Genomic DNA, 23753 nt, shown 5'->3' with positions numbered 1-23753 from the left:
AAAATTCAATTAGTTGAAATTGGTGATAATGCCACGGGGTCTGACGGGCAAGCCCTCAGCGTACAGATGGGAAACATCACCGAAGCCGATGCAACGGGGAACTGCCCATTCTTGGGAGCGCTCATCAAACAAGATCGTGGTTACGGAGCTAGGCGGCATCCAAAAACCGGACCAGACCAAGGACAATGGCAACTCCAACAGATGAGCAAGCCAGGTCAGCCCGAAGCCGCCATGACAAAATACCGCCACCTGATCTTCAGTGTGCTTCAGAATCCGGTACCTGCCCTCCACCCGCTCAAAGCCTTGCCGTTTCAGGAACTCATCGGAATGAAGCTTCAGCCGCTCGAAGGTTTCAGGGCTTTTCGTTCCCTGATAATAGGAAATCTCCTGCCAAGAGTCATGAGTCGGCAGGGGCAACTCGGAACGGATCACTTCACCAGGCAAATCCCAATGGGAAAGACGGCCGTATGGGGTTTCCTCCAGCTTTAGAGCCAGCTCCTGCGTCCAGTGTTCTACTTCATGAGTCATACCCAGAGAGTCGGCGGTGTAGCGCATCGTATCCAAAGCCCTCCCCAAAGGAGAGGCATAAATTCGATCCAGTCCGTGACTGGAAAGCCGCTTGGCTAGTGCCTGGGCTTCCAAATGCCCCTCCGGCGTGATGGTGTTGTTGGGGTAATCGGGGTCTGCGTGTCGGATAATATACAATCTCATCATTGTTCTCCGTTCCTATGAATGGCGACAGGATCGCTTTATCTCATTTCATCGATTAGTTCTCCTGGTCTTTAACGTTTAACGTTTATTCAGCAAAGTTTCCAAAATCGCGCGTAAATCCCTATCTTCCTGGTAGACTTCCTCACCCGTATCCAGCTCAATAACCCGGATATATGTATAATTGGCTCTGACATCGACTGGTTTAAAAATCAATTCCTCGGGATTGTCTGGGCGGACATCATAGCCCATATTTTTGAACATATCCGTGATTTGATCAATCCCCGGCTTGCCCCCGCTTTCCAGCATAATCAACCCGCGAAGTTCCTTGGGTTCCTCCGGATGCATGACTCGAAAATGTACTATACATTCCATGTAAAATCGCTCCTTTCAATCATAAATCTATGTGATGTTTCAAATCCTTATGTTCCCAGCATACCCCAAATGCCACTCCACATTCCACACCCGCCTTCATATCGTTAGGACAGAAAACACGTTATACTGTAAAGTAGACCTTTGATTTCTGCTTACTATAGGAGGAACCACGATGAATAGCGAGCTTCTGGATATCTACGACGATGAAGACAACCCCCTTGGCACAGCCTCCCGACGAGACGCACATGCCAAGGGATACTGGCACCATACCTTTCACTGCTGGCTAGCACGAGACACTTCTACAGGCCGTCGCTTGCTATTCCAACAGCGTCAGGATACGAAGGATACCTTCCCCGGATGCTACGATATTACAGCAGCCGGTCATTTGACGGCAGGCGAAGATATGTCTCAGGCGGCTCGCGAGCTGGAGGAAGAACTGGGCATTCATGTTCCCTTTACCTCATTAACACCGCTGATGACCGTTCGGTATGAAAGCAAAGGTACCGCCCAGGGCACCTCTTTTTGGGATCGGGAGGTTAGCTCGGTGTTTGGACTGCTATCGAACCAGCCATTGGAAGCTTATCATCTCCAGCAAGAAGAAGTAGCCGGACTGTACGAAGCAGATCTTGACCAAGCACTGGCCCTTTTTGAAGGCTATATTCCCTTTATCGAAGCCCAAGGCATTACGTCAGGGCCGAACCCAGAAAAAACTCGCCGCCTGATCACATCGAATCAATTCGTGCCTCATAAAGCGGGCTATATTACATCTATATGCCGGGCACTGATGGAACTTCCTACCCGGTAATCTTTAGCTATTCTCCAGCTGACATATATTTGCCGATAATGCCTTCATACCGCCAGCCATACCGGGTCGACAGCTCTCTGCCCATATCATGCTCCAGCTCATACAGAATAAGATCCTGAGCAAAATGATTAAGCAGCAGGCCTGTCATTACCGGATGCTCGGTAATAAGCGCCTGTGTCGGGCAATTCTCTCCCCGCATACCCAACATGCACCAACGCCGATCAATAACAAAAGAAAACTTGCGCCCTGCTGGTTCCTGTCCGTCTGTACCAGACCTAAGCGGTAACCACGGTCCCATCATGCTTTCCCCGTTATCGCAGGACCAGAGCAGACGCACACCTCGACTCTCGGCTTTCTCCAACTCTGTCCGCAGCAGTTCGGCTTCCTCGCGCCACAAGTCCAACACAATCTCATGCTCTGCCCGTTCCAACTCACGGGTCAGACTTTCCAGTACCTTCCGATCGCCTTCAGCATTATAAAAGGTCGGCTTGGTTGGTTCTGTTCGTGGCATTTCTTTCTCCACTGCACGTAGAGACTCCTGCATTTGTCCTTCGATCATCCGGGTCAATTCAGCCGGTGGCAGCATGCTGTAACGTACAGGCTCTCCCGCACTGGTTCTGAGGTATCCCTGCCCGGCCAAACGCTGTAAAGCCGCGTACACGTTGGAGCGTGATGCACCCAGACGCTTAGCCACTTCATAGCCGGAAGCCGCATTTTGCCTCGAAAGCTCGACCATAACCTTGGCTTCCATTTCCGTAAAACCCAGATTCCGCAGATGATGCAGCAAACGCTCCATATATTCTGTTCCCCCTATGCTGCCCGGCGTTATGTCTGTGTCCTGCAGCAGCCTGTTCGGCTGCGTTAAATCTGTTCAGCTCCGCAACGCGGGCACCACTTGGACCCTTTGGGTAGTTCTGCGGTGCAGATTTGGCATTTTACATTTTCACGTACTTGTGCAGACGGCGTTGCCGGTTTCTCAGCCCCGGAGTTGTTGGCCTTCCAATATCGAATCCGCTCGTCCAGCTCCTCCTGACGCTCACGCTCACGTGCCAGTTCTTCAAGACGACGGTGTTCTTTTTCCAGATCTTCCTGACGACGGCGCTCCCACTCAGCGTCGAATGCCGCTTTTTCCTCCGGTGTAAAATCAGACACTGTATAATCGCGGTCTAGTCCCGCTGGTTCGTGTGTTTCATACCGCTCATCCTGTTCCTGTTCATGTCGATCGACTACTTCATGTTCTGCATACTCCGTGTAAGCAGGCGCAGCATCCTTCGCTACCTCTGGCTTGCGCAGATCAAAAGAATAGACGTCCGTTGGCACCTCTTCACGCACAGCAGCTACTTGTTTGGAAGCAGCCTGTCCTTCATTGAGCTTGCGTCCGCATTTAGGGCAAAAGTTCGCATCCAGAGGCACAACCGCTCCACAGATGCATAAATGAGCGTTCTTCAATTCTGCAATTCTACTGCGAAGCTCGTCAATTTCATCCTGAAGCTCATCACAAGCAGTGGATAGCTGTGTCATCTCGGTTTCTGCCACCGACATGTCGGATGCGCGATAACCTTCGTAAAAGATTTGACCCATTCGCAAGAAATGAACATCCATTTCCTGCTGGATCGTTGTAATTTGTGAATTGATCTTACTAATCTCGACAGCATGCTGCGCCTTTTCTGTTGCGCGATTAGCGCCTTCCTTTATACGTTGAATCAGCTTCATCGTTATTTCCTCCCCATATCCAGCCGGATTTCACTGTACCGTCCGTATATCCCAAAGTTTTTTTCTGTTGGCAAACCTCGAACTCCTGTATAATGGAATGCGGTCATATCGCCTGTTTGAAGGCTATAGGCATTGGCGTCAACGTATTGACGTTCTGACGCTTCGGCAAGATCCGCATGAATTTCAGCATTATTTTAGTCCATCGCCTTGTTCTTATCGTCAGCTAAAGCTGACTAGAACTCTATCATACCAAAAACTACCCCCATTTGTGAAAATGGAAGATTTTAAGAACGAAAGGGGTTTCAGGATTATGGACCCAAATCCTTCTTTTTACCCTCGACCCATCGGGGTTCCTTATTCAACGTCGAGCCCTCAGGCACGTCGTGCTTCCATGGATACCAGTATGACGCTGGTACCCGATACCGACCAAGACTCGGCCTATTTTCGTGCTTTAGAGAACGCCGGCATTCACCTGAACCGCCCGCAGATCCAGGCCGTCCGCCACGGCAAAGGCCCCCTACTGACCCTTGCAGGGGCTGGCTGCGGCAAAACCACAGTGCTGGCTGCCCGCGCAGGCTACCTGATGGCGATGCGGGATGTTCCTGCATCGTCCATTCTGCTGGTGACCTTCACCAGCAAGGCAGCTGCCGAGATGAAACTGCGCATCGCGGGATTACCCGGTGTGCGCCCTGCCGCTGCACGTGCAGTTCAGGCACGCACGTTTCACTCATTCGCTTTGGCGATGCTGCGGCATCGCGGCGTGCAAGATGAAGTGTTCGGTGAAACGCAGGCCCAGCATACCGTCATGAAAATGATGCTGCGGCAGCTTGGGCTCAGCGAGGCTTTCCAGCCGGAAAGCCTGCTGTCTGCCCTCTCCGCCTGGAAAGCGGAAGGCCGCAGCGCGGACGAGCTGCCGGAAACCGTGCGCGAGGAATCGGATGCCAAGCGTGCCATGCTCGCTTATGAAGCGTGGAAACAGGAGCGCAATAAAATGGATTTTGACGATATTCTGCTGCGTGCCTCCGCACTACTGCGTGACCCGGATGTGCTTCAGCCGCTTCAGCGACGTTTTTCACATATCATGGTCGATGAATTTCAGGATACAAATGCCCTCCAATATGAGATGGTGCAGCGGTTGGCTGCCCGACATCGCAATCTGATGGTTGTGGGGGATGATGACCAGACGATCTATACCTTTAATGGGGCACGCCAGGAATCCATTCTGGAGTTTGACAAGGTCTATAAGGATGCAAAGGTCATTACTCTGGATATTAATTATCGCAGCGATGCGCGGATTTTGGGGCTGGGCTCTAACATTGTCGCCAAAAATGTTCATCGACGCTCCAAACGTCTTTCGGCTGCTGGGCGTGAAGGCTTGCCACCGCAGTTTGCCACCCCATCCGGACCCGAGGAGGAAGCGGGGCATATTGTTACCCATCTACTCGGGCAAGTAGAGGAAGGTCGGCTGCGCTACCGGGATATCGCTATTTTGCATCGAACAGCCAGCGGAAGCCGATCTATTTTTGAGCAATTAATTATGCGGGATGTCCCATTTATTCAGTACGGAGCAGGGGCTGTATTTTACGATCAGTCCCTGATTCGTCCTTTAATGGATCACCTGCGCTTATCGCTAAATCCCCGGCGTATGGAATCCATTCCGAGCACCCTTGGGCCGCTGTACGTCTCCCGTGAGGCGGGTATGGAATGGATTATGCGCGAGGAGAAACAGCAGGCTAAAAAATACCCGCTGATTCATCTCAGCCGCTGGGATCGACTACGTGATTTTCAGCGTGAACAAGTGAAAGAGCGTATTCGTCTGATTCGCAGTCTCACTACCATGAAACCTGCCTATGCCATTCAAGAAATGCGGCGCGTCTTTTATGACAAATATTTGGAAAGTGGAGATACGGGCGCGTGGACTCATTATAAGGAAACGATGCAAGAAAGTCTGGAGGAGCTCGAAACGGCAGCCAAGCGGTTTGACACTGTGGAGGCGTTCGTCAGCTTTGCGGACGAGCTTTCCGAGCGTCACCGCCAAATGGAATCGCTGCGCAGAGAGGAAGACAGCGATGCTGTTCGGCTCATGACGATCCACCGCGCCAAGGGATTGGAATTCCCTTGCGTATATTGGATCGGAGCCAGCGAAGGCATTCTGCCACACAGCTCGGCGCTGCACAGCGAGCTGCCGGAGGATCGGCGGGCAGGCGCCGCCCCAACTACAGCTGTGGATAACGATGCAGCGCTTGAAGAAGAGCGCCGCCTCGCTTACGTGGCCGTCACCCGGGCGAAGGAGTTGCTATACATCACCTCCCCCGCCTCCAATCACGGCAAGCCTGCCGCCGTGTCTCGCTTCTTGCTGGAAGCCTATGGGGTCACTCCCCCCGAGACTTCCAAGCCGGACACGCGTCGCAGCAGCTTTGGCCAACCGAAGGGTACCTCGGGTTATGGCAGCCGGGCCGGGGGTGGTTCGCCAGCGTCTGGCACAGCGACCCGCGTGAGCAGCAGGCCGGGACCAGGCAGCGCTACGGCACGGTCGACCTCGTCGGTGGCAGGATCTCAAGCGGAGCCACGCATCAGCGTGCCCGTGTGGAAATGCACCGACGGCGCTTGTAAAGCGTGGATGCGTCGCGACACGACAAGCGGACGCCGTACAAGCGCGGCTAGCACAAGCACGCCGCCAGTGTGCCCGCTCTGCGCCTCCCCGATGACAGAGGGGACACGCAGCATCCCAGCCAGATAGGGATACGGCGTATAGCTGGTATGGAGAATTGTGCAGACCAATAATAAATCAAATAAAATTTGGACAGACCAAATAAAAAAGTGGCAGACTAGGACTTAAAAATAAAGCCCTAGCCTGCCACTATCTGTTTTAACTTGCTATTGAACGATCATGTCCCGTTAGATTATCCAAGCGTTCTATCACCCAATAGGTGTTCCATCAGGTAGTTTGATATCTGGTTTCAATAGAACCACATCCCCCTTTTCGGGTATTCCTCCAAGAACCAATACCTCTGAGTTAAAGCCTGCTATCCGTCGAGGTGGAAAGTTGACTACACCTATAATTTGTTCCCCTATAATATCTTCAGCCACATATCTTTCTGTAATTTGCGCACTCGAAGTTTTTACACCGATATCTTGTCCAAAATCAATTTCAAGTTTAATAGCAGGTATTTTTGCTTCTGCAAAAAACTCAGCTTTAATGATGGTTCCAACTCGAATATCTAGTTTCAAAAAATCATCAATCGTTGCCATCTAAACCTTCTCCTCATCGATTTCTTTCTTGAATTTAACGATAATCAATTTCAAATTTAATATTTTGCAACTGTAGTATACTTTAAAGATTTTGCCCAAAAATACATTCCCATACCGAATAAAGTCATGATTCCACCTATGAATTGAAATGCAGAAATGATTTCTCCCAAGAATAAGTAGGCGAGGATTATAGCAAGAACAGGCTCTCCAATAATACCAACGGAGACCGTAGTTGCACCCATTGATTTCAACAACAGATTAAAAATATATTGTCCAAAAATAGTTGGGATTACTGCAAGTAACAAGAAATACATCCATTCCGACGAGTCATATTCAATCAAGGAATAATGATTCAACAAATTGTAGACCAGCATGACGCTGCCACCAATAAAAAAAACAATAACACTATATAAATTTGCATTTATTTTGTGACTTACTTTCTGTCCTGCCAACATATATGCTGAAACCAAAATTGTTCCCAATAAAGATAATCCATCTCCGATCAATGCCTCTCTCGAAATCCCTATGTCTCCCCAAGCAATAATGATTGAACCGACAAGAGCGGCGATCAAACAAAGAATGGTTAATATGTTGGCTCGGTCTCTGAACATAAAGTATGAACCCATCATTACAAATAAAGGCTGTAAGGATAAGATGACCATGGAGCTCGCAACTGAGGTATATACTAAAGATTCCATCCAGAATAAGAAATGTAACCCGAGAAAAAGACCGGCTATGAAAACGGTAATCCAATCTTTTTTGTTCATTTCTAAGGTACGGAACATTTTCCAAGGTACAAAAGGAAGCATTATGAGTACTGACATATACAATCTGTACATCCCAGCCACAGAGGTTGGAGTATCTGAGGATTTGATCATGATGGATGAGATAGAGACAGACAGTATGCTGATTAAAAGCAAAATATACGGATGAAACGGTAACGACGATTGATTTATTTTCACATGTACGCCTCCAAGAGGTCTTATCCAATCGCCTGTGCACAGGATTGTAATGATAAGCCGAAGATCTGGTATAATAATATCACCACTTTTATTTATTTTGTGTAACTATATCTTTAATTTATATAGAAATATCGTCATCAGAAAGGACCTCGCTAAAATGGAAAAACAATTGCATGAGACCATTCTATATCCCGATGTTTCATTTCCATACATCATGTACACCCATACTATTCATGCAAGTAGTCCTGAAGGTAGAGGATTCAACGATCTACATTGGCATGAGGAACTACAAATCACTTTGGTTACCAAAGGGAAGCTAGTAATCCAAGTTAACGGGATTAATCATGAATTAGAAACAGGCCAGGCCATTTTAATTAATAAAGGTGTTCTTCACGTTACTACGCACCTTACACATAACGGCCAATATGTCAGTTTTAATTTCCCGGAGAAGCTGCTGGCCTTTTATGCAGATAGTGCGATGGAAAAAAACTATGTACTGCCTTATACAAACTCTCTCTTATTGTCATTAGTAATCAAAGGAGATGTTGAATGGCAAATTCAAATACTGCAAATGCTTTGGGATATGAAAGAGAAATTTGATATGAAAAAAAACTGGGGGTGGGAATATGAGGTTTCTATTAAAACAGCACAATTATGGTTCATCATAATTTCTAACATTTCGCTTTCTTCGGAGGAAGCACCTAAATACATGAAACTGCAACAGGAAAGACTTCAATTGATGCTCAGCTTTATCCATCAAAACTATTCAGACAATATAACACTGCAAGAAATTGCTGAAGTAGCACATTTAAGTATATCGGAATGCACTCGTAGTTTTAAGAGAACCATTCATATGACACCTTACGACTATTTAATTAAGTACCGTATCAAGAAAAGCAGCGAGTTATTAATTTCAACAGATTCTACAATAACTGAAATAGCCCACAGAGTGGGGTTCAATCATGTAAATCACTTCATTCAGTCTTTTAAAAAACATCATGAAAGAACACCTAAAGATTTCAGGAAATTTAGAAAATGAAATCAAGGATTAAGGGCTATTTCTTTTCTGGTTGCGTGATACCGCTCTAATACCAACAGTCACCTATATTCCGTTGTACTTCTCAATCGGCGCGCGACAGCGGCCTAGTTCGTCAATCAATAGATAGCTTAAAATCAACAATAGTTTGCTCAGCCGTGATCTCATAGCCTAAGCCCTCGTAAAGATATACAGCGGCTTGGTTCTCCTTCAGTACTCCCAGGTAGATATCTGATGAAAGTGATCTGCCCAGTTTTGTAAGTTGGCTCGTCAAGTGCTTTGCTAGGCCTTTCCCTCTGTGGGTAGGGCTTGTGTATATGTTTCCGAGCTCAACGAGTTTAGAATCATAAAAGTGGAAGCCGCCCACGGCAATAAAATGACCACATTCCTTTATCCCAAGGAAAGGATATTGTTCGAGTTCGCTCCTCGTAAAAAATTTCATGCCGCCATTTCTTAATAAATCCACTATATCTGAAAGGTCATTTTCCTTAACTAGCTCAGCCCAGTTTGAATCGAGCAGTTTCGATTGATCCATATGCTTCATTGTTAAAAAACGTTGTGGGTTACCCATTATAAGACCATGAGATTGAAAAAGTTGAAGGTCACGATTACAGAGAATTGTACCACAAACAGTATTTTTCTTAAGTTGAATGATTTCCTCAGTAAAAGTAATAAGAGCTGGAAAGTTAAGTTTCTCGCGATTTATGCAATGAAAAGAAAATGCAGGGAAGGATAGCCCCCAAAAGTATGCTAAGACCGCCGTCAGCTTGTCGTCTACATATTGACCAACAAATTTAGCCTGCTCCTTACGTTGACTTAAATAGCTATAGAATAACAAGTGTTGGTCTATATTAATCTGGTCAGTTAATTGACTAATTGTTTCGTAGGTAAGCAATCGATGAGAAATCATTTATTAGTCCCTTTCATTAGTCATACTTTTCCTATGCGTGGAATACCTACTGGCATGATACCACAAAATTGAAACTATTCTTCCCGCTTATTCCATATAGCCTTAAAAAATATTGGGTTATACATTTCTATAAAGATAAATTGTTTGCCGCCGGAGTATAAAAATCCATAATTTAAGGATGATTTTTCCCGAAATTCATTGTATGGTTCCTGCCTCGCGTCTAATTTATGATGAAATTAAAGAGAGGTGAGGCACTGAAAAAATTAATGACAAATATTGAAAACGCATACAAATGAAGAAGGAATGTTTAAAAGTGCAAGCTGGTCCTTAATCACCTGTCATCGATTACTTCAAAGCGTACTTAATATGTACACACTTATGAAAGCGTTTCCTGTATTATGCGTTGCAGGTTAACTAAGGTTTTAACATCTAATCCAAGGAGTGAGTCATATGCCAGACCCATGGAAAAAAAGGTTTCTCAGTATTCTCAGTTTTGTTCTCTTATCCTTTTTGTTGGTATCTCTCAGTTTAATTCCAAGCCTAGCAAAAGCAGAATCAGCTCACTTGGTCACTGACGGCAATTCCTCTCCTATAGTCGTCAGCTCCAAAAATGCAATTCTTCAAGGTTACGGGGTAGAAAAACGGGATATACCCTATACCGGCGATACGCTTTATAAAGGCGATGGCTATGTATCCTTCTTTTATGACTATGACCCTAATTCCGGCAAGTCTGACGGGACGGCTACGTTTAAAGTGAACGTGCCTACAGCAGGTCTTTATAGGCTGAGCCTCGGCTACTACATTCCGGCGGACACCGGCTCCAAGGATACCAGCATCAAGGTCAATGGCACAATGGCTGAAAACGTAACGCTGGCTGCTCCTCCGAAAGGTGCGGCGGTGAACGAGAAAATGGTAACTAAGATCATGCTGAATGCTGGCACAAACGAGCTGACTTTTTCAAGAGGCTGGGGATATTACGGGATCGAGTATGTGAAGGTTGAATTCGCCAATCTGCCTGCTGCAATAAGCAAAATGGAAGCCGAAGACGGAGCCATTACTGGTGAGGTCAGCATCGAAGCTGCTGATACGGGTTATTCCGGTACCGGTTACGCAGCCTTTAAAGGCACAGGGTCGTTAACCTTTGCCTATAACGCAGCCTCAAGCGGGCTTTACAATCTTGCAATCGGTTACAGTAACCCCAATGGAGACAAAAAGACTCAATTGGTGGTCAATGGCCAGACCAGCGAAACATCACTCCCGACAACAGCAAGCTACACAGAGGTATCTGGCGGTAAACTGATGCTGAGTGCGGGAAACAATACCATACAGTTCAATGTCGATTCGGACCAATATCATATCGACTACGTCAAGCTGTCAGCAGTGTCCCCCCCGAAATTGCATCAGATTGAGAAAAAGCCAGTAAACCCGAATGCGACTGCGGAAACCAAGGCACTTATGGGTTATCTCGTCGATAGTTACGGCAGCAACATTCTTTCCGGTCAGCACACTCTTGAGGATGCCCAGTGGATTAAAGACCAAACTGGAAAGTATCCTGCGATGTTATCAACGGACATGATGGATTACTCCCCCTCTCGCGTCGAGCGTGGTACCACCCCAACTGAGGTGGACAAGGCGATTCAATGGGCCAAAGAAGGTGGAATTGTCACATTCGCATGGCACTGGAATGCTCCTAAGGGACTGCATGATATTCCCGGCAAAGAATGGTGGCGCGGGTTTTACACGGACGCTACTACATTCGACGTTCAATATGCACTTAATCATCCCGAATCGGAAGAGTATCAGCTTATCCTAAGGGATATCGATGCTATTGCTGCTCAGTTGAAACGTCTCCAAGACGCTCACGTTCCGGTGCTGTGGAGACCGCTGCACGAGGCGGAGGGCAAATGGTTCTGGTGGGGCGCCCAAGGGCCAGACTCCGCCAAGCAACTGTACCATATCATGTACGACCGCCTAACAAACTACCATCACCTGAACAACCTGATCTGGGTATGGAACTCTGAGAGCCCCGAGTGGTATCCGGGAGACGATGTCGTCGATATTGTAAGTGTGGATATCTACAACCAGGCGGCTAATTATAGCCCAAGTATCGGCAAGTATGACAGCTTGGTGAATCTCGTGCAAGGCAAGAAGCTGGTTGGTCTGTCCGAAAACGGTCCGATTGGCGATCCTGAATTATTTCAAACATATTCAGCGCATTGGCTCTTTTTCACCACATGGACAGGCGACTTCATCCGCAACGGACAATATAACTCCCTGGATCATCTCATAAAAGTGTTCAACAGCGATTACGTGATCACGAGGGATGAGCTTCCCCAAGACCTATTTACTTCGTCCAAGAATGAAGCGGAGTAAATTACTTTGAACGTATCCGTAACTATACCGTCCCATCCAGCGTCGTAAAGTAACGAAGTAGTCTTCCTCTAACAAACAGCGGCCACCTCTGAAAATAACCAGGGTAGCCGCTGTTTATTTGTACCTCAAATGCTCCATATTTCTATTCTCCCGTTTCGTTAATGTAGCTACTTTTCTAACAAAGAGACCATTATGAAAAAGGACCGTCTCCTCTCCGGCAGGAAAGTGGAAACGGCCCCGTTCTTTTATGCGAAACGAGTTAGTTCGTGGACCACAGCTTAATTCGGTCTTGGATATGCTTGGTAAAGGATTGTTCCATTTCTTGCACTCCAGCTTTCTCTAGTTCTGCCATATAGGCATCCCAAACCTTGTCGAAGTTTTCCGGTTTAGTCATGACAGCTTCCGGAATTCGTTTCCATGTAATATCCTTCATCTTGGCTCCAAGAATAACAGCCGGATCGTCATTGGGAAGAGACATTGTATATGCTGCTCCGTATGCTCTAGGCGGAAATTCCTCTTCCTTCGGGAATAGATCTTTCCAGTGCTCGATCTTATAAGCCTTCAGAACTTCCTTCTCCGACTTATTGTAAGTCGCTGTTAGCAGTTCTGGATAACTACGAGTGAAATAGTTGCCGGTTGAGTCCTCGATGCCATCACCATAATGGACCGACAAGTTCCAATATAGGCCGATTCCAGACTCTTTTTGGAAAGCCGCATTGTCATTGTTTATCCGTTCAAGTACAGCCGGAGTAATCGTCCGTTTGCCGTCTTTCATCGTGTAATGCTTTCCTTCAATTCCCCAGTTATTCAGGACTTGCCCCTCTTCCGATGCTAGAAAGTCGAGAAACTGGATAGCGCGTACCGGATCCTTGCATTTGCTAGAGATTGAGATTCCGTACCCCCCATCAAAACCAGGCAGCCAGAAGTTGGTATCCTTGTATTCCTTGCTCATGGTAACTGGATAATGACCGTAAGTCTGATCGAATTTGCCCTCCGCCTTCAGCGCATTTTGTCCGTCGCCATAGTCCCATTCCGGATCGGCCAGGCCCAGTACGCGACCTGAAGCCACTTTCGCCTTAAACTGGTCAGTCTTTTGCACAAAGCTTTCCGGATCAAGTAATCCAATGGCGTTCATGTGATTCAACCAGCGAAAATATTCTTTTTCTTCCGGTCGACGGAAATGATAAGTCGCTTGGTGTGTTTTTTGATCGATGTAGTATTCGCCATCGTCTGGTCCCCCAGTTGTTTGGAATCCTGAGTTCGTTACCTGGTACATATGCCAATCGTCCGCATTTAGGGACAGTCCGATATTTTTGTTGCCATTTTCATCCGTCGGATGCTTGGTTAGATAGTCCTTAATGACTTTTTCAAAATCCTGTACCGTACGAATGTCTGGGTATCCCGCTTCCTTGACGACACGGTGTTGGAGTTTAAATCCTACGTCGGGTTTGATTTTTTTCTCTTCGACAGCAGACCAAGTTGGAATCACATAGATTGATGGGTCGTCCAAACTGTACTTTGTTCGAACAAGCTTGTCACCCAGCATTTTTTTGATGTTTGGTGCATGCTTGTCGATCAAATCCGTCAGATCAATGATTGCGCCAGCATCGACAAGTTTGCCAACATCCGCCTTAGCAGCGATTAAATCAGGATAGTTTCCTGTGGCTGCAATCAATGAAATCTTTTGGACCGGGTCACCGACAGCGAATTCAGCATCAAGGGTTACTCCAGTTTTTTCAGCGATGACCTTACCGACTTCATCCTTCATGCCATTCCAATTTGTGCTGGAGTCTTCCGAAAAATAAGTAAGCGTGATGTCACCCGTTGTTACGGCCTTGGTAGCCTCGGACGGATTATTACCGCTGCACCCTGCAAGGGTCGCCACTAAAGTCAGTGACATTACGAAAGATACGATCATTCTGTTTTTTCTTGACTTCATGGAGCGAAACCTCCCTGTATAATGAATGTTTGCTGCTTCGTTTTAGCTTTTTACCGCTCCAAGCGTCATACCTTTAACAAAATATTTTTGCAAAAAAGGATAGACGATAAGAATCGGCACTGTAACAATGATGGTGATTGCCATTTTGACCGATTCCGGAGATACTTGTGCCATACGCTCAGCCATATTGGCAGCATCCTGGGAATTGGTTGCGCTCGTTGTAGTACTCTGCAAAATTTTCATCAATTCATATTGCAGGGTCGTCAACGATTCGTTAGACCCATTAAACAGATAAGTATCGAACCAAGAGTTCCATTGCCCTACTGCCAAGAAGAGCGCTACGGTCGCTAATGCTGGTTTGCAAAGAGGAAGAATAACGCGCCAGTATATCGTGAAGTCGTTGGCACCATCCAGCTTAGCTGATTCTTGTAACGCATAAGGCAGACCATCAATGAAGGAACGAATAATGAAGACGTTAAACGCACTTACAAGGCCGGGTAAAATATAGACGGCAAATGTATCAATTAAATGCAATTCCTTCATCAAGATAAAACCTGGGATTAACCCCCCGGAAACATACATGGTGACGGCAAGAAAGATTGAGATGAACCTTCGAGCTTGAAAATCACTTCGTGCAAGCGTATACGCAAGCATCGAACCGCTGGCCAAGCCCGCTACGGTGCCAATGACGGTCCGCAGAAAGGATATCTTGAATCCAGTGATTAACCCCTCATAGGTGAAAATCAAATCATAATTCTTCAACGTAAATTGCCTTGGCCAGATGGTGATTCCCCCTTTAATGGTATCTACCGAATCATTAAAAGAGATAGCCAGTACATTTAAGAACGGATAGATTGTTAGAACGGTTACCACAATCATGAAAAGATAAACAACGACTTCTAAGATTCGATCTTGTGGTGATTTCGCCTTAAGCCAGTTGTTTAATCGGCCGACTGGCGTACTGCTTTTGACAGCCTCCATGTCCTTTATCCTCCCTACATAATACTCTCGTTGGTATAGCGCTTAAAGATTCCGTTAGCCGCAAACAATAGGATCAGGCTTATCACCGAATTAAAGATATTAATTGCCGTTCCGAAAGAGTAACGTCCCATCGCCAGACCATAATTAAGCGCATACAAATCAAGTACTTCAGAGTAATCAATGACCAGGTGATTGCCCAGCAAAAATTGTTTCTCGAATCCCGTACCGAGCAAATGACCAATAGACATAATCAGGAGGATGATAATGGTCGGCCGGATCCCTGGCAGCGTGATATGCCACATTTGCCGGAATCGGCTAGCGCCGTCGACCCGCGCAGCCTCGTATAATTCAGGACCAATACCGGCGATGGCAGCCAGATAAATAATGGCGTTCCAACCTGTTTCCTTCCAGATGTCTCCGAAGGTTACAACCCACCAAAATAATTTACCTTGGGCCATAAACTGGATCGGCTGTTCGATGATGCCTAGACCCATGAACATATCATTCACGACACCGCCATCCGCTGAAAGCATTTTGGTGACAATGCCTGCAGCAACCACCCATGAAACAAAGTGCGGCAGATAAGATACCGTCTGAACAAATCGTTTTATAACCTGGATACGAACCTCGTTGAGCAGTAAAGCAAAGACAACCGGCACGATAAAACCGGCGATCAGTCCCATAAGACTCATAGCCAGCGTGTTCCGCAGCACTTGGTAGAAATGATCATCTCGGAACAAAGTACGAAAATGCTCCAAGCCCACCCACTTTTGCTCAAAAAAACTCAACCCGGGTTTATATTTTTGAAAGGCCATTGTCCAGCCCCATAGCGGCAAATACTGGAAGACAAAAACCCAAATAACAAATGGAATGGACATGTAGTAAAGATACCTCTGGCTTTTAAATACCTTCCAAGCATTCCTCTCCGTCTTTTTGTATGCCTTTTCCGAAACCACTGTTACCGCTTTCATTTTTTTCATCCCCTCTCTTAAAATCCATCATAAAACAGAGAGGAGTCCGCGCCCATACAACGGATTTCGGGAAAAATCATACACAAATTATGGATTTCTATATTCCGACGGTGAACGGCCTTCGTACCTTTTGAATTTGCTGTAAAAGTAGTTGACGCTTGTATAGCCCACGCTTTCAGCGACTTCGTATACTTTCATTCCCTGATCCAGCAGCTCCTTGGCCTTTTGGATGCGGACTCGGTCCAGATAGGTGTTGAAGTACTCCCCAGTCTTGTTCTTGAAAAGCTGGCCTAAATAGGCGGTACTGTAGTTTAGTAGTCCGGCTAGCGTTTCCAGCCTCAGATTGTCCGCATAATGCCTGTGAATGAAATCGATCATTTTTTTGAATTCCTGCTCCTTTCCACGGTGTTCGGAGTCTTTTCCCAATGCTAGTAGGAAACAGTGGGTCTCTTCCAAAAGATCATCTAGGTGATCATGCTGATATATCCCATTTAGGAAACGGGAAACTGCCTCCGTCTCTTTCAACTCGATACAGAAACCCGCGGTCAGCTTGTGAATGACTGCATTGGACAGAAAGAAGAAGGATTCTTTAACAGTTTTCTCATCTTGCCCCTGCTTGAGAAAAAATGCTGCCGCCTCGTTCAACAACGGTAGTACTATAGCCTGGTTTCCTACCTCCAAACTGTAATACAGGCGGAAGATGAAATCCTCCATCATTTCTTCGGCTTTATTGACGGACAATCGGGGAGAATCCAGCGAGGGCGAAAAGAGAGGATACGGATCTATCAGTCGGTTCTTCTCGCTGAAAAAAGCTTGTTTTACTGCTTTCTGGGCCTTAAAAAAAGATTTGCAAATATCTTCGGGAACAGACACTCCCCCTCCGGTTGCAGCAACGAACCGTACATTACCCACGGCGTTACGAATCTCGTTATACAGACTTTCACGTCGTTTCCTTCCGCGCAGCGGCTCGTTGAGCAGAAGGACCGTATAGGGGGGAATCACAGTTACAAGCCCCATCATCTGCCCTTCTATCTTTGGTTTTAACTCAATCGAAAGCCGATTTACCACATCGGCACGATCCACTTCAGAAACACGCGGGTAGACGACTACGACTTCATAGCTGGTCCACAACAAATCCGCTTCTTTTGCCTTACTTCTCAATTTGGCGGGATCCTCAGTTTTCTCTTGCGGGACGAGCAGGCTATGCAGGCAATAATCACGATTCATAATCTCCCTCTCACGCCACTCTCCTTGAAGTCGCTCCTCTTCAATCCGCTCGCGTATCCGCTTTAAGTTGGCCGACATTTCAGCGACGTCCACCGGTTTAAGGAGATAGCCGACAACTCCGTATTTGATCGCTTGTTTGGCATACTCGAAGTCGGCATATCCACTGAGAATCATAAAATGCAAATGATGACCGTCAGATGTCAAGTGCTCAATCAACTGTAAACCATCCATAACCGGCATGCGGATATCGACAATTACGACATCGGGAGTCTTTTCCTCAATGACTTTCAATGCTTCTTTTCCATTAGCTGCCGCAGCAATAACGGTAAATCCGAGACTTTCCCATGGAATCAGCGTTTGAAGGCCTTGACGAAGCTTCGGTTCATCATCAACGATCACTACCTTAATCATTTGGATTCCCTCCAGGAATGAAAAACTGAATACAAGTGCCTTTCCCAGGCTCGCTCTCGATTTTCAAGGCACTAGAAGCCCCATACAGTAAAACGAGACGATCGTTTACGTTTCGCAATCCAATCCGCTGGACCTCCTGTTCATGTAAGGATGCAGCAAGCTCTTCCCGTACAAGAGCGAGACGATCGGCCGTGAAACCAGCCCCGTTATCACGTACCATAACTCGGACCCCCTCCAGAATTTCCTTTACTTTCACTTCAATGACAGCTCCTTCTGCGCGGTTATCCAGGCCATGCACAATAGAATTCTCCACCAAAGGTTGAATAATCAACGGCGGGACCAACATCTCCTCCAAATTCGGATCAACCGTTAAACGATAATTCAAACGGTCTTCATATCGGAACTTTTGAAGATCAAGATAACAGCTAACCCGCTCAAGTTCTTTGCGTAGCGGAATCTTATCATTACCGGCCTCCAGACTGCTGCGAAGCAACGTACTCAGCTGCCATACTGCCTCAGCAATATCGTCCTGTTTGCGAATGTGGGCCTCCATTCTGATGGACTCCAACGAATTGAAGAGAAAGTGCGGGTTAATCTGGCTGGCCAGCATTTTAAATTTGATCTCGTTTTGTCTTTGCTCTACGAGATTTTTCTGACGATTCGTTTCTTGGACCTCCTGCACCAAATTGTTCACGCTGCTTACGAGCGCGTTAAATTGCCTTGATAGTATACCGACTTCATCTTTTCCGTCGATATGGAGAAATCTTTCCCATGAGCCCGCGCCAACTTTGGTCATATGTTTGCTCAAGCGGAGAAGCCTTCTGGATAATAGCGAAGCAGAAGCATAGATAAGTAAGACTGCAAACATCAGGCTGGCCGTGATCACGATTCCGCCAAGCCATATCACTTGATTGGCATCGCGGGTGATCTCTGAAACGGAAAAGATGGAAATGACGCGAAGTCCGTTCCAACTGTTCTGTGGAATTAGATTTGCAATAACCACTTTTGACGCTTTTCCGTTGATGAACGTGTTGTAACTTCCTTCCTGATTAAAAAGTATATTTTCGTCAGCATGAATTTCGGAAAGATTCTTCCCGAACAACTTTGCTTCATTAGACGCGACGATCTGATTCTGGTTATCTACGATCAAGGTAGGAAACGATTCCTGCTCTAGGATTGAATTTAATTGGCGCTTGTTTACATTCATGACCAGAACTCCTTTTCGCCCTAGTGAATCCACTGAGAATGAACGAATTAGACTGAGATAATCGGAACCGTCCCTCTCATCCTTGATTAAATCCCATCCGGCCAAGCCTTTCTGATCTATAGCCTCCTTGTACCAATCTGCGGTTGTGATCGTATCGTCAGGCTGGATAAATTCCCAATTGTTAAGCGCTCCTGGATTAGCGACATAGACACGGATGCCGCATATTTCTTTGTATAACTGGAGGTAGTCACGAATATCCGTATACCCCCGATATGCCTGAATGACTTCGAGGTAGCTGTTATACTTTTGGCTGGCCACCATCTTCATCCGGCTGTCATTGGTTAGCCGGTACGAGATGTCCAGCGGAACTTTAATCAGTTCTCCTGTACGATTTCGGACCCTTTCAACATTGTTGGATGCTTGCATAAAGGCGTTCTTAATGACAATCTCTCGAAGCCTCCCGGTCAGAAACAGACCGCATAACAGCAAGGGAAGAACGGCTACCGAAATGAATGTAAGCGTCATTTTCTTCCTCAGTTTCATGTCATTCATCATTCGTATAAAAAACAAGGCTTCCCCCCTCTCCGATCAGTGCGGCTGCTACGCGCAAAATGCCCCTTTTCATATAAAAAGGGGCATAACCTAATCGATTGTTTTTTCTCTTTTGGCAGTTTACAGTTGTACTGATCCTTTAGGCCTTGCCGGACCTTATTGCCCGGAGCCTGAACCATCCACTTTCATAGTCTTTCTGTCTGTAGACAAGAGGGAGCCCCAACTTCATAAGCCTATCCCCCCCATGGATAGACTTTTGCCCGCTATTTCCTGACTGAACTTCATATTCGAGTTCTAGATTAAGTCCGTCAAGGCGGAGGGCTCGCCAAGGCGCGTTCGGGACAGCCATCACTTGGAAATAGTAGACGATGGCATCCTCTTGGTCTTCAGAAACAAACATCCAAGCCGACTCGTTATTTTCAAACGGACTCTTTAGGCGATACAAGTCACCCTTCTGTACTAAACCACGAATCTGCTTGTAGACTGCGATTTGGCGTTTGACCGTCTCTTTTTCCTCATCGGTGAATTTCGTGAGATCAAGCTCATATCCAAAATTCCCGGACATGGCTACATCACCTCGAAAATCAAGGGGCGTTATGCGTCCAACTTGATGGTTCGGAACTGCCGAGACATGCGCCCCGGTTGCGCTTACAGGATAGACAAGGCTAGTTCCATATTGAATCTTCAGGCGTTCCACCGCATCGGTATTATCACTAGTCCAGACTTGAGGCATGTAGTAAAGCATGCCTGGATCAAAGCGTCCTCCGCCACTTGAACAGCTCTCGAAAAGAATATGCGGAAATTCAGTGGTGACGCGCTCCAATAGCTCATACAATCCAAGAACATAGCGATGGGCAGTCTCGGATTGGCGTTCCGGCGGCAGAGCAGCGGAACCGATTTCCGTCAGGCAGCGGTTCATATCCCATTTCACGTAAGAAACCGGCACGCTGGAGAAAATGGCAGCCAGCGAATCGTAGATGAAATCGCGCACTTCCTTGCGAGTATAGTCCAGCACTAGCTGCCATCTGGCTTCGCTGCGCCTCCGTCCCGGAACGTGAAGGCACCAGTCCGGATGCTCCCGGTACAACTCACTGTCTGGAGAGATCATCTCTGGCTCAAACCAAAGCCCGAACTCAAGACCCAGCTGATTGATACGTTTCGCGACATCCGCAAGTCCGTCTGGCAGCTTCCGACGATCCTCGTACCAATCGCCAAGAGACGAATTGTCGGAATCTCGTTTTCCGAACCAACCGTCATCTAAGACAAATAGTTCGATACCTAGCTCAGCCCCCTCTTTCGCGATCGATACCAACTTATCTGCATTGAAGTCAAAATAGGTAGCTTCCCAGTTGTTGACCAGAATAGGTCTTTCTCCGTCCCGATATTTCCCTCGGCAGAGTCGAGTCCGATACAAGCGATGATACGTCCGCGACATATCTCCCAGGCCTTGACCGGAGTAAACCATAACGGCTTCTGGCGTTTGGAAACTCTCCCCTGGGCTCAGTAACCACGAAAAGTCAAAGGAGTTCACGCCGATGTTAAACCGTGTAGAGCCAAATGAATCCATTTCCGCTCCCGCCTCAAAGCCCCCGCTATACACAAGGCTAAAGCCGAATGCCTCGCCATAGCTTTCCGTTGTCTCCCGAGTGACCAATGCAGTAAAAGGGTTGAGTTGATGGCTGCTCATGCCCCTTTTACTATCAATTCGGGTTTCACCTTGAAGAATCGGTTTGCGGGTAATATTCCCTTCCCGAGCCCATGCTCCCGAAAGATACATGAATTCCAAATCGCTTTTACCCGAAAAATCGACACTGGCGCTTAGTGCACGAAGGAGCCTAAGATTCTTTTCCCCCGCATTACTCAAGCGAGCCGAACGAGCGATTACGTTTCGATCCGCGAAAACGGTGTAAAGAAGAACCACTTTAAGACCTGAAAAGGCATCTTTTAATTCCAGTTCCAGCGTATCCGCTTCGTCTTCATTCTCGGTATATACGGCCGGAAGCCCGCTTAATGATGGCTTTCCCTTCATGATACGGTAACCATCGTACTTCAACTCCGTAATACGAGTTCCATCCTCAAGTTCTACCTGATACGCCGGGGTACGGAAGTCTCCACTCCCATACTGCGGATACTCTTGCGGTAGCCGATCCAATCCAGCCGTCGCAGAAGTGTGAGGCAATAGATCGGCCGTTGATTCGCGATGCTTCAGCCTATCTCCCCAGTATACATGCACAGGAAATCCATCCACAACCTGAATAATATAACTCATGCCCGACGACTGTAGATGAAACAGCCCCGTTTGCTCTTGAACAATGATACCCATTGGGAAAATAACCCCTCTCTTAGATAATAATCATCGGAGATCCACACCAAAAAGGCACTTAGAAGAATCTTTATGTAGCAGGCATCAACTAAGCCCATATGGTGTAAAGCTTGATAAGATCCAACAATATAGCAGCAGGTTCTACAGAAATCATATATTAATTTTAGATATGAAGTACATGGCATGGTGCTCACTATTTATGTTATAATGCTTGATAATTTACATAAGGAGATTTAGCGTGATAGAATATTTGCCACGTAGTAAACAGCACTCTGAATTGTATCTAACTCAGTTTGGCATAGAGAAATGCATACCGAGTCACTTTTTTGGACCTGCGATAAGAGATCACTATTTGCTCCATTATGTTTTGGACGGAGAGGGTACCTTCGAGGTTGGCGGGTTCAGTTATCGCTTGCGGAAAGGACAGTGGTTTCTAATCTGCCCGCAAGTCATCACTTATTATCAAGCCGATGCCGTAAATCCCTGGTCTTATTGCTGGTTTGGTTTTAACGGGGTACTGGCAGAAACACTCCTCAAGCAAGCAGGTCTAACGATGACGCGTCCAATCCTCAACTTTGAAGGAGACCATTTGATTTATCAGTATTTGCAGCTCATGAACGAATCAAGTGGATGCCATAAAGCTCGGGAAACCAGACTGACCGGTCTGCTATGCCTAATGTTATCGGAGCTTATAGAGTTCGGTCCGGTAACACCTCCTGAACAAAAGGAAAGCCGGGCGGAAATTTACGTGGAAAAAGTGAAGGATTTTATCGAAATGAATTATGCTCAGAAGATTACCATTGAGCACATTGCAAATTTTATCGGACTCAATCGAAGCTATTTATGTTCGTTATTCAAACAACAAGTGAACACAAGCATTCAGGATTATTTGGTTCGCTATAGGATCAACAAAGCATGTGAAATGATGGGAAACGCTGAACTTTCGATCGGTGATATTTCCCGTTCAGTCGGCTATAACGATCCTTTACTCTTCTCGAAAATTTTTAAAAAAATAAAGGGATTCTCCCCCAAACACTATCGAATCGAAACCCATGCTCAAACTCAAGCCGACTACTAACAAAAGAGGTCAACCCGAAAAACTGGCTGACCTCATAAGTTTATTTTGTTGTAGTTTGTCCTTCCAAATAAGAAACCGGCTCTTTAACTTCTACTTTGGTACCGCCAAATTCATCTTTAATGTATTTTTGAGTATCCTCGTTATGATAGAGATCCGCTAACTTTTGCAGCCCTTTGTTATTCGCCTTATCAGATGAAGTCACCAGAACGTTAATATTATTTTTGGTTGCCTGACTGATTTCCTCATGGAACAAGGAATCTTTCAGTACATTCAGGCCCCCTTCTAAAGCAATCGTATTCCCAATCAGCACCAAGCCTACATCTTGAATCACTCGTGGGCCTGTTTTGTCATCAATGAGTTCAAATTTCAGGTTTTTAGGATTGCTAGTAATATCATTGACTGTACCCAAGGCATCATTAAAGTCAGCCTTAAGCTTGATCAAACCGGAGGCTTCCAATAACTTTAAACCTCTTGCCGTATTGGCCGGGTTATCTGCCAAAGCTACCAGAGCCCCGTCAGTCACTTCATCGATGCTTTTGAATTTTTGCGAATAAATCCCCATCGGCTCCAGATAGGTTGTGGCTATCGCCTTCAAATCGGCTTTGCTCTCTTTGTTATAGCTAACCAGGTACGCCCATGATTGGAATGCATTCACGTCTACTTCGCCTTCTTTGGTTGCATTGTTCGTTTCGATTCCACCGTTAATTTCTTTCACTTCAATGTCCAGCTTGGCATCCTTGGCGGCCTGGGACTGGGCAATATGCTTCCATATCTGGGCGTCAGAGCCCATGGATCCGATGACTACTTTTTGCGTTTCCGAACCGGAAGCGGCGCTGGAGCCATTGCTGTCTGAACTTTTAGTACCGCATCCTGCGGCAACTAATAATAAACTAATCCCTAATAGTAAAACGAACGATTTTCTCATGTTGT

At 46.5% G+C, this 23753-nt stretch carries 19 protein-coding genes; 5 read left to right on the top strand and 14 right to left on the bottom strand.

Annotated features, from left to right (window positions below; genetic code table 11):
• Positions 1-9: 9 nt before the first annotated feature.
• Positions 10-711, bottom strand: coding sequence for a histidine phosphatase family protein (locus MKY35_RS02830; protein WP_342446589.1), 702 nt, complete (start codon positions 709-711; stop codon positions 10-12).
• A 78-nt stretch (positions 712-789) separates the two neighbouring features.
• Complete coding sequence (locus tag MKY35_RS02825; protein WP_029515949.1) at positions 790-1083, bottom strand: hypothetical protein; 294 nt, start codon at positions 1081-1083, stop codon at positions 790-792.
• 172 nt (positions 1084-1255) lie between these two features.
• On the opposite strand from MKY35_RS02825, the gene MKY35_RS02820 reads away from it, so the two are divergent.
• A complete protein-coding gene (locus MKY35_RS02820) occupies positions 1256-1888 on the top strand; it encodes an NUDIX domain-containing protein (protein ID WP_342445525.1) in 633 nt (210 codons plus the stop codon).
• A gap of 7 nt (positions 1889-1895) precedes the next feature.
• Here MKY35_RS02820 and MKY35_RS02815 read toward each other — a convergent pair whose 3' ends face one another.
• Together MKY35_RS02815 and MKY35_RS02810 are read right to left on the bottom strand one after the other, a co-directional pair.
• A complete protein-coding gene (locus tag MKY35_RS02815) occupies positions 1896-2684 on the bottom strand; it encodes a TrmB family transcriptional regulator (protein WP_029515951.1) in 789 nt (262 codons plus the stop codon).
• Positions 2685-2749: 65 nt separating this feature from the next.
• The gene (locus tag MKY35_RS02810; protein WP_342445524.1) at positions 2750-3601 is read right to left on the bottom strand and encodes a zinc ribbon domain-containing protein; all 852 of its coding nucleotides are present in this window, start codon (positions 3599-3601) and stop codon (positions 2750-2752) included.
• 310 nt (positions 3602-3911) lie between these two features.
• Here MKY35_RS02810 and MKY35_RS02805 point away from each other — a divergent pair, with 310 nt between their 5' ends.
• Positions 3912-6341, top strand: coding sequence for a UvrD-helicase domain-containing protein (locus MKY35_RS02805; RefSeq protein WP_342445523.1), 2430 nt, complete (start codon positions 3912-3914; stop codon positions 6339-6341).
• Positions 6342-6520: 179 nt separating this feature from the next.
• Here the strand turns inward: MKY35_RS02805 and csaA are convergent, their stop codons facing one another.
• Complete coding sequence (gene csaA, locus MKY35_RS02800; RefSeq protein WP_039270396.1) at positions 6521-6853, bottom strand: chaperone CsaA; 333 nt, start codon at positions 6851-6853, stop codon at positions 6521-6523.
• A gap of 56 nt (positions 6854-6909) precedes the next feature.
• Positions 6910-7731 carry a DMT family transporter gene (locus MKY35_RS02795; RefSeq protein WP_342446588.1) on the bottom strand — a complete coding sequence of 274 codons (822 nt, stop codon included), beginning with the start codon at positions 7729-7731 and terminating at the stop codon, positions 6910-6912.
• A gap of 241 nt (positions 7732-7972) precedes the next feature.
• Here MKY35_RS02795 and MKY35_RS02790 point away from each other — a divergent pair, with 241 nt between their 5' ends.
• The gene (locus MKY35_RS02790; RefSeq protein WP_342445522.1) at positions 7973-8854 is read left to right on the top strand and encodes an AraC family transcriptional regulator; all 882 of its coding nucleotides are present in this window, start codon (positions 7973-7975) and stop codon (positions 8852-8854) included.
• A 112-nt stretch (positions 8855-8966) separates the two neighbouring features.
• On the opposite strand, the gene MKY35_RS02785 is transcribed toward MKY35_RS02790, so the two are convergent.
• Complete coding sequence (locus MKY35_RS02785) at positions 8967-9761, bottom strand: GNAT family N-acetyltransferase (protein ID WP_342445521.1); 795 nt, start codon at positions 9759-9761, stop codon at positions 8967-8969.
• Positions 9762-10211: 450 nt separating this feature from the next.
• On the opposite strand from MKY35_RS02785, the gene MKY35_RS02780 reads away from it, so the two are divergent.
• Positions 10212-12134, top strand: coding sequence for a glycosyl hydrolase (locus MKY35_RS02780; RefSeq protein WP_342445520.1), 1923 nt, complete (start codon positions 10212-10214; stop codon positions 12132-12134).
• Positions 12135-12393: 259 nt separating this feature from the next.
• Here MKY35_RS02780 and MKY35_RS02775 read toward each other — a convergent pair whose 3' ends face one another.
• The 6 genes from MKY35_RS02775 to MKY35_RS02750 all read right to left on the bottom strand — a co-directional run bounded on the left by MKY35_RS02775 (position 12394) and on the right by MKY35_RS02750 (position 21745).
• Complete coding sequence (locus MKY35_RS02775) at positions 12394-14073, bottom strand: ABC transporter substrate-binding protein (protein WP_029515958.1); 1680 nt, start codon at positions 14071-14073, stop codon at positions 12394-12396.
• A gap of 42 nt (positions 14074-14115) precedes the next feature.
• On the bottom strand, positions 14116-15054 hold the full coding sequence (locus MKY35_RS02770; RefSeq protein WP_342445519.1) for a carbohydrate ABC transporter permease: 939 nt from the start codon (positions 15052-15054) through the stop codon (positions 14116-14118).
• Positions 15055-15068: 14 nt separating this feature from the next.
• On the bottom strand, positions 15069-16025 hold the full coding sequence (locus MKY35_RS02765; protein WP_029515960.1) for a sugar ABC transporter permease: 957 nt from the start codon (positions 16023-16025) through the stop codon (positions 15069-15071).
• Positions 16026-16112: 87 nt separating this feature from the next.
• Positions 16113-17663 carry a response regulator transcription factor gene (locus MKY35_RS02760; RefSeq protein WP_342445518.1) on the bottom strand — a complete coding sequence of 517 codons (1551 nt, stop codon included), beginning with the start codon at positions 17661-17663 and terminating at the stop codon, positions 16113-16115.
• Positions 17656-19440, bottom strand: coding sequence for a sensor histidine kinase (locus tag MKY35_RS02755; RefSeq protein WP_342445517.1), 1785 nt, complete (start codon positions 19438-19440; stop codon positions 17656-17658). Before MKY35_RS02755 ends, MKY35_RS02760 begins: the two co-directional genes overlap by 8 nt.
• Before the next feature lie 121 nt (positions 19441-19561).
• A complete protein-coding gene (locus tag MKY35_RS02750) occupies positions 19562-21745 on the bottom strand; it encodes an alpha-galactosidase (RefSeq protein WP_342445516.1) in 2184 nt (727 codons plus the stop codon).
• A 238-nt stretch (positions 21746-21983) separates the two neighbouring features.
• Here MKY35_RS02750 and MKY35_RS02745 point away from each other — a divergent pair, with 238 nt between their 5' ends.
• Complete coding sequence (locus MKY35_RS02745; RefSeq protein WP_342445515.1) at positions 21984-22823, top strand: AraC family transcriptional regulator; 840 nt, start codon at positions 21984-21986, stop codon at positions 22821-22823.
• 40 nt (positions 22824-22863) lie between these two features.
• Here MKY35_RS02745 and MKY35_RS02740 read toward each other — a convergent pair whose 3' ends face one another.
• Positions 22864-23748, bottom strand: coding sequence for a MetQ/NlpA family ABC transporter substrate-binding protein (locus MKY35_RS02740; RefSeq protein ID WP_342445514.1), 885 nt, complete (start codon positions 23746-23748; stop codon positions 22864-22866).
• Between the last annotated feature and the right edge of the window lie 5 nt (positions 23749-23753).

It is taken from the genome of Paenibacillus sp. FSL L8-0638 (genome assembly GCF_038593075.1).
GTDB classification, from domain to species: Bacteria; Bacillota; Bacilli; order Paenibacillales; family Paenibacillaceae; genus Paenibacillus; species Paenibacillus polymyxa_D.
This window is presented reverse-complemented; position numbering and strand designations above follow the sequence as displayed.

Excerpts from the sequence above, each read along its gene's own strand:
- MKY35_RS02830 (WP_342446589.1), bottom strand. The coding sequence starts at position 711 with ATGAGATTGTATATTATCCGACACGCAGACCCCGATTACCCCAACAAC.
- MKY35_RS02825 (WP_029515949.1), bottom strand. The coding sequence starts at position 1,083 with ATGGAATGTATAGTACATTTTCGAGTCATGCATCCGGAGGAACCCAAG.
- MKY35_RS02820 (WP_342445525.1), top strand. The coding sequence starts at position 1,256 with ATGAATAGCGAGCTTCTGGATATCTACGACGATGAAGACAACCCCCTT.
- MKY35_RS02815 (WP_029515951.1), bottom strand. The coding sequence starts at position 2,684 with ATGGAGCGTTTGCTGCATCATCTGCGGAATCTGGGTTTTACGGAAATG.
- MKY35_RS02810 (WP_342445524.1), bottom strand. The coding sequence starts at position 3,601 with ATGAAGCTGATTCAACGTATAAAGGAAGGCGCTAATCGCGCAACAGAA.
- MKY35_RS02805 (WP_342445523.1), top strand. The coding sequence starts at position 3,912 with ATGGACCCAAATCCTTCTTTTTACCCTCGACCCATCGGGGTTCCTTAT.
- csaA (WP_039270396.1), bottom strand. The coding sequence starts at position 6,853 with ATGGCAACGATTGATGATTTTTTGAAACTAGATATTCGAGTTGGAACC.
- MKY35_RS02795 (WP_342446588.1), bottom strand. The coding sequence starts at position 7,731 with ATGATCAAATCCTCAGATACTCCAACCTCTGTGGCTGGGATGTACAGA.
- MKY35_RS02790 (WP_342445522.1), top strand. The coding sequence starts at position 7,973 with ATGGAAAAACAATTGCATGAGACCATTCTATATCCCGATGTTTCATTT.
- MKY35_RS02785 (WP_342445521.1), bottom strand. The coding sequence starts at position 9,761 with ATGATTTCTCATCGATTGCTTACCTACGAAACAATTAGTCAATTAACT.
- MKY35_RS02780 (WP_342445520.1), top strand. The coding sequence starts at position 10,212 with ATGCCAGACCCATGGAAAAAAAGGTTTCTCAGTATTCTCAGTTTTGTT.
- MKY35_RS02775 (WP_029515958.1), bottom strand. The coding sequence starts at position 14,073 with ATGAAGTCAAGAAAAAACAGAATGATCGTATCTTTCGTAATGTCACTG.
- MKY35_RS02770 (WP_342445519.1), bottom strand. The coding sequence starts at position 15,054 with ATGGAGGCTGTCAAAAGCAGTACGCCAGTCGGCCGATTAAACAACTGG.
- MKY35_RS02765 (WP_029515960.1), bottom strand. The coding sequence starts at position 16,025 with ATGAAAGCGGTAACAGTGGTTTCGGAAAAGGCATACAAAAAGACGGAG.
- MKY35_RS02760 (WP_342445518.1), bottom strand. The coding sequence starts at position 17,663 with ATGATTAAGGTAGTGATCGTTGATGATGAACCGAAGCTTCGTCAAGGC.
- MKY35_RS02750 (WP_342445516.1), bottom strand. The coding sequence starts at position 21,745 with ATGGGTATCATTGTTCAAGAGCAAACGGGGCTGTTTCATCTACAGTCG.
- MKY35_RS02740 (WP_342445514.1), bottom strand. The coding sequence starts at position 23,748 with ATGAGAAAATCGTTCGTTTTACTATTAGGGATTAGTTTATTATTAGTT.